Below are 5218 nucleotides of genomic sequence, written 5' to 3'. Positions count from 1 at the left end.
CAACTAACTTGACAAACACCGCTTCCAAGAACTCGTAGAAACCATCTACTCCGCCAACATCTTCTGGCGGTGCAGTTCCAGCACCATCAAGTAAAGTAGCAAACCCAAAATAATAGTCATCAACGATATCTTCAAGGGTTATTGTGAAATTCCAATTGTCTCCAAAATCATATATGTATTTAATTTTCTTATACTTCTCAAGATATTCATCGATTTTGATTCTGGTAGGCTTTTTCACTTCAACTTTCAGCTGCTCTTGATGCCGCTTCTCAAATTCGACCATATTTGTAGGCATCGTCTTCAATCGTTCATCATACATCTTTTTATTCTTCTTATAATGCTGATGAGATTGGAAAGCTTCTTCATCATTGGTTACAATCAAATTCTCTTCCCTTATGTCGAACTTGTAGAGATGATAATCACCGTAAGGATACCCACTCTGAAAGTTTGTCACATTCTGAATAATATCATTTAGCCTGTTGAAAGTGGCACCGGCAGGCATGATTACCCTCCTCCAAATAAGCGGCTCAGATCCATCTATTTCAATTTTTATTATATACGATTTCATTTACTTCTCCTTAACTCTTCCATTTCATTTGGTGTAAATCCGTTATTCTCACATAACCTAGTATTGTCCATCAGATTCTGTATCAGCACTTTAAGTTCTTTCAACTCATTGTTTGATAATTTCAATCTATGTCTATCAAAGAAGTTATCCATTCTATCCTTCGCATCGATGTTCTTGCTTAATATCTGAATCTCCAGGGCAAGTCGATCTGCTTTCCTCTTGTTCCAATACTTGTTCCTGAAAAACTTTCTCAACTCAATGAACTCTTCATCTTCCACGAAATAATCTCGGCTCGCATATCGTTTAATTTCCTCTTTATCCGGAACATAGTAAGGTTTGTCTTCTTTAGATTTCAATAAAGAATCAAAGTTATCATCTATCAATACATCAAGGTTGAAGAAGTAGTCACCATTGATTCCAATGAACTCTGTGACTTCTTTGCTTCTTTTATCATAATCTAAGTATCTTAAATCACCGGAGTCAATTTGCTTATCATGATGAGCATTATAAATCTCAATGACTTTATCAATGGATACCACTCCATAGAGATTTGTCAGTGCCTTAAGATAAGTGTAAATCTCATCCCACTGCTCCGGCTTAGTTGGTATATCTTTGGTCAGGAGCTGCGTTCTCTCCTCTGCGTAATTTTGAATTAGTCTGTGTATATCTCTTATTGATTTCAAGTTTACCATAGCTTAGGTTCACCCCTTTGTGTTTACAGGGTTAACGGGCGTACAATTCACTTAGAATTCATCACAATCTCAGAGCTCTTTCTCTAATAACAAAATGGTTGTCCACTATAGCCTTCTCTTTAATAAAAGCAAATGACTCCTCATCAAGATTTTTTAGTTTTTCTGAATAATTCATTATTTGGCTTTTAATGTAGACACTGTCATAGTCCATTATACTTAAAAACTTCTTCATAATCGGTTCCTTGTTATCCGAGGAAAGAAAATGAAGCAGAGCCTTTGTTGCATAATATCTAACATCATGATTAGAATCATTCGTAGATCCTAATGTGAACTGCAGGATTAGCAACAATACTTTGTCATCCACCAACTCATTCTTCCCACTTTCAAATATTGATATTATTGTCTTTAAGGCTTCCAATTTTTCAAATATTTCTAAGTCAGTATATGAGCTTAATAGGGATAGCACTTCTTCTACATCAATCTTATTAAACACTAATTTCATCATGGAGAAATTAAAATATAAGGTGGCTTTTGAGGTTTTGTCTAAGAACATATTTTCTGCGCCGCTAAATATATATTCCTCATCTTTAATTAATTTATCCATAAGACTTTCGTAATCATATATTGAATCATCTGAAACTATACGTAAAAAAGTTATCAAATTAATGGCATTTACTTTTGCGCCAAGAGTTTGATTTTCAGCATATAAAGTAGCTACGCTAGCCTGCATTATTTTGCTAACCATTTCACTTTCTAATTCAACATTATCGGCAATAATAATATTTTCAATTGTTTTGTATGGATTATCCATATAGCCTGAATAACGCCCATTTTTCCCTTGAGTATCATTTCTATCATTAATTTCATCAATAAATTTGCTAACATGAGCTTTACTTTCCGCTTGGGTACCTTTCCGGGTTTCTAATGAATATCGATTTTGAAAGAATTCAGGCATCAATTCTATAACAACATCATCAAGAGCAGAACACAAGTCCGGTGTTTGTTTTCTCAAAGAGATCACTGCGTTGCCTAGTTTATGTAGATTTTCTCTTGCGCTATCATCTTTTATTAACTCAGTTAAAATACTGATTAGTCTTCTAACATTTTCATCACTAATCGTAATAAAATCTAATTTTGATAGAACTTCTAGTACTTTGTCATAAAACCGCTTTATTTCATTATCAAATACTTTTATTAGAATACTTTTTACAACATTGTTAACATCTAGTCGGAGCATGTTCTCAGCAATTGCATCAAATATATAATCGCCCAATGCTACAAGTTTATCTTCCGAGTCGATCCAATGATTGACTATAGAAGATATCTCTTTCCATACCTCTATATAAAAGTCGTCATCAAAATAATAACCTAAATGCTGAAAGGCTAACAATTGTGCGATATTACGTTGATATTTTATCGGATTGCCCTTTACAAACTCATAAATCTCTTTGGCATCCTTTCCATTCATCTTTCCATATACATCATTGAATAAATCTGTTATACCCTTTATTTCTTTCTTATTCCCTTTAATTAACGCCATTCTTAATAATAGGACTCTAAATTCCCAATCACTATATTGATGACATAAATGAAAAGCTATATCTTTTATGCGATCTGTTGTTCTCACTAATTGAGTTAGGGAACCGTTAAATACGGACATAATATATATGTTCGAAATGTAATCACCATATTTGTTTATGCTATTACCGAAGGTTACAGAATATGGTGATCTCATTGATGACTTTTCAGACTGGTTAATTATTTCTTCATACAAAGATCTTTCGTATCTATCTATAAGTGGATAGAATAGCGCTGACTTCTCAGAATCTAATTCTTTTTGTGCTTCACTGTTTATAAGATACTGGTTTTTTGACTGTGCTTCAAAGGAATACAAATTCCTTAGGTCGATTAATATATCTTGCACTATCCAATTGGGTAGTTGTAATTCACGAGCGGCATTTAATGCGTGTTTTTCACATTCAATCGCTTTCTTAAGGTCATCCATGTAATAAAACTGGATGGCATTCCATCTTTCAATAACTACTTTATGAAGATTTTCACTCTGCATTTCTTTTAGTGTAGAAAATAATAAGTTGGTGTTGTATTCTTTAATATTCTTTCTGTTGAATAACACTTTTAAAAATTCAGAACTATACATATCTAGATCACAAGTATTTTCAACTTTTCCATCTGATCTGGTGAAAATTTCATTTGAAATTAACTTCTTTGTATTGTCAATATTTTTGAAAATCTGTTTATCTAGAGACTCCGATGCAACAGTATCAATTTCTTCAATACTACCAGTTGCGGCTATCCCTATGAATTCAGGATCTATAAGCCTACCCTTGCAGTAACTAATGTAGATTTCTCCAATATCATTAATCAAGCTTTGATATCCAATATCTATAAACTCATCGAAATTCTTAGTTATGTAATACTTTGCTCCTCCGGCTCCAGTAATTTCTTTCTGTATATGTGTAGGTTCTTCTTTATTCTCATTGCAGAATATAAAAAGTGATTTCTTGGGATGTGCTTTTGCCCGTTGATACTCCTTCATCACCCCTTCAGGAACACCATCAGCATTATCAATCAAAAATAAGCATACATCACTATCATCAAGTCCATAGAGATAATCTTGCTGGGCTGATAGGGTCGACGCTCGTCTACTTTCAAATAAATACACTTTTGCAAATCCGGTATTCTCTATTAGCGACTTAAGCTTCGTCCTGACATTATCGTATCTTTCTTCGCCACATCTTGAGCTAATAAAGACTCTTATTTTCTCGTCAAATTCAATTCTTTTCTCCAAGAAATTCACCTCTCTTTATTTCCTTTTCGCCTATCTACATCGTCAACCATCAACAAAATATTCTGTAAACTCATCTTCTTAAAAAAACGGACATCTCTGCTACCTAAAAAATGCCCGTTCTCTTTCACTGCTAATCTGAAAAGTTGCCATCACTGCTAATCATGGTGTCTAATTGATCAACCAGAATCACTACCGATCTGAAAAGTTACCATCACTGCTTATCTGGGATGTTTACCATCACAGCACATCCTGGTGTTACTCTCACAACCGATCTGGGTGTCAAAGTAATCATGGCCTATCTGGATGTCAAACTAATCATGCCTATCAACCAGATTGAGCTAAAATGACCCCATCTCGAATGTAGTCGTCAATACCGATCTTGATACCAGCCTATTTACCTATCTATTTATTCTGTATAGCTGCTCATCTCTCCATCACCCTAATCAACTTGTCCATTTGTCCACTTGTCAGTGCCCGGCACCTCTCAAATCTCATTTGTCCATTTGTCCGTGCCCATCAACCAGTCTCACATCTTCACCCTGTATATAACCCTTATTACTTCTAAGCCTCATATAAGATTCCCAAATCCCCCTATGTGGAGGAATAGTTTCTTGGGGAGTTGGGGGCTCAGGTATACTTGGTACTCAGTCCGACTATCTGGGGAGTTTTTTTTGAATTTATCCGCTAAGAGCTAAACCCCTGTGTACATTTTATCATAGTAGTTAGCATAGTCACCGGAAATGATATTCTCAATCCACTTAGTGTTTTGAAGGTACCACTGAATTGTTTCTTTCATTCCTTGCTCAAATGTGTATGCTGGTTCCCAGCCAAGTTCAGTAGTAATCTTGGTATTGTCGATTGCATATCTTCTGTCATGACCTGGTCTGTCTTTCACATATTTAATTAGCCCTTCTGATCGCTGACTGTCAAGGTAGTTGTCAGTAATTCTTCATTTTTTAGTATGCTATGAGACTGAAGTATTAGACTTGGTTCCAATATTTTCAGATTCTGTATTTACTGGATTAAGCCAGACTTCATCAGGTAGAGTCCAGTCTCTTGTGGACATAGACCAGCGTTCAGGATGCTTAGCTCTCGCTGCCTCATATACAGCTCTCCTCTGATCCAATATTTGCTGACCTATTCCGCTGT

Annotated in this window: 3 protein-coding genes and 2 pseudogenes; all 5 read right to left on the bottom strand. The window is 35.1% G+C overall.

Annotation, left to right across the window (positions count from 1 at the left end; genetic code table 11):
• Positions 1-568 (bottom strand): plasmid pRiA4b ORF-3 family protein (locus T472_RS04895; RefSeq protein WP_023863370.1); only part of this gene is annotated, 568 nt, incomplete at its 3' end.
• Entirely contained in the window at positions 565-1260 is a 696-nt protein-coding gene (locus T472_RS04890) for a hypothetical protein (RefSeq protein WP_023385457.1), read from the bottom strand. The genes T472_RS04890 and T472_RS04895, both read right to left, overlap by 4 nt.
• A gap of 61 nt (positions 1261-1321) precedes the next feature.
• Positions 1322-4069, bottom strand: coding sequence for a hypothetical protein (locus T472_RS04885; protein ID WP_023385455.1), 2748 nt, complete (start codon positions 4067-4069; stop codon positions 1322-1324).
• A 691-nt stretch (positions 4070-4760) separates the two neighbouring features.
• Positions 4761-4988: pseudogene (locus T472_RS04880) on the bottom strand (GDP-mannose 4,6-dehydratase); the annotation flags it as partial.
• Between the two features lie 45 nt (positions 4989-5033).
• Positions 5034-5218: pseudogene (locus T472_RS20085) on the bottom strand (hypothetical protein); the annotation flags it as partial.

This window comes from Youngiibacter fragilis 232.1, assembly GCF_000495435.3.
Classification (GTDB): domain Bacteria; phylum Bacillota; class Clostridia; order Clostridiales; family Clostridiaceae; genus Youngiibacter; species Youngiibacter fragilis.
Note: the sequence above shows the minus strand (reverse complement) of the source record. Positions and strands in the feature narration are given on the sequence as shown.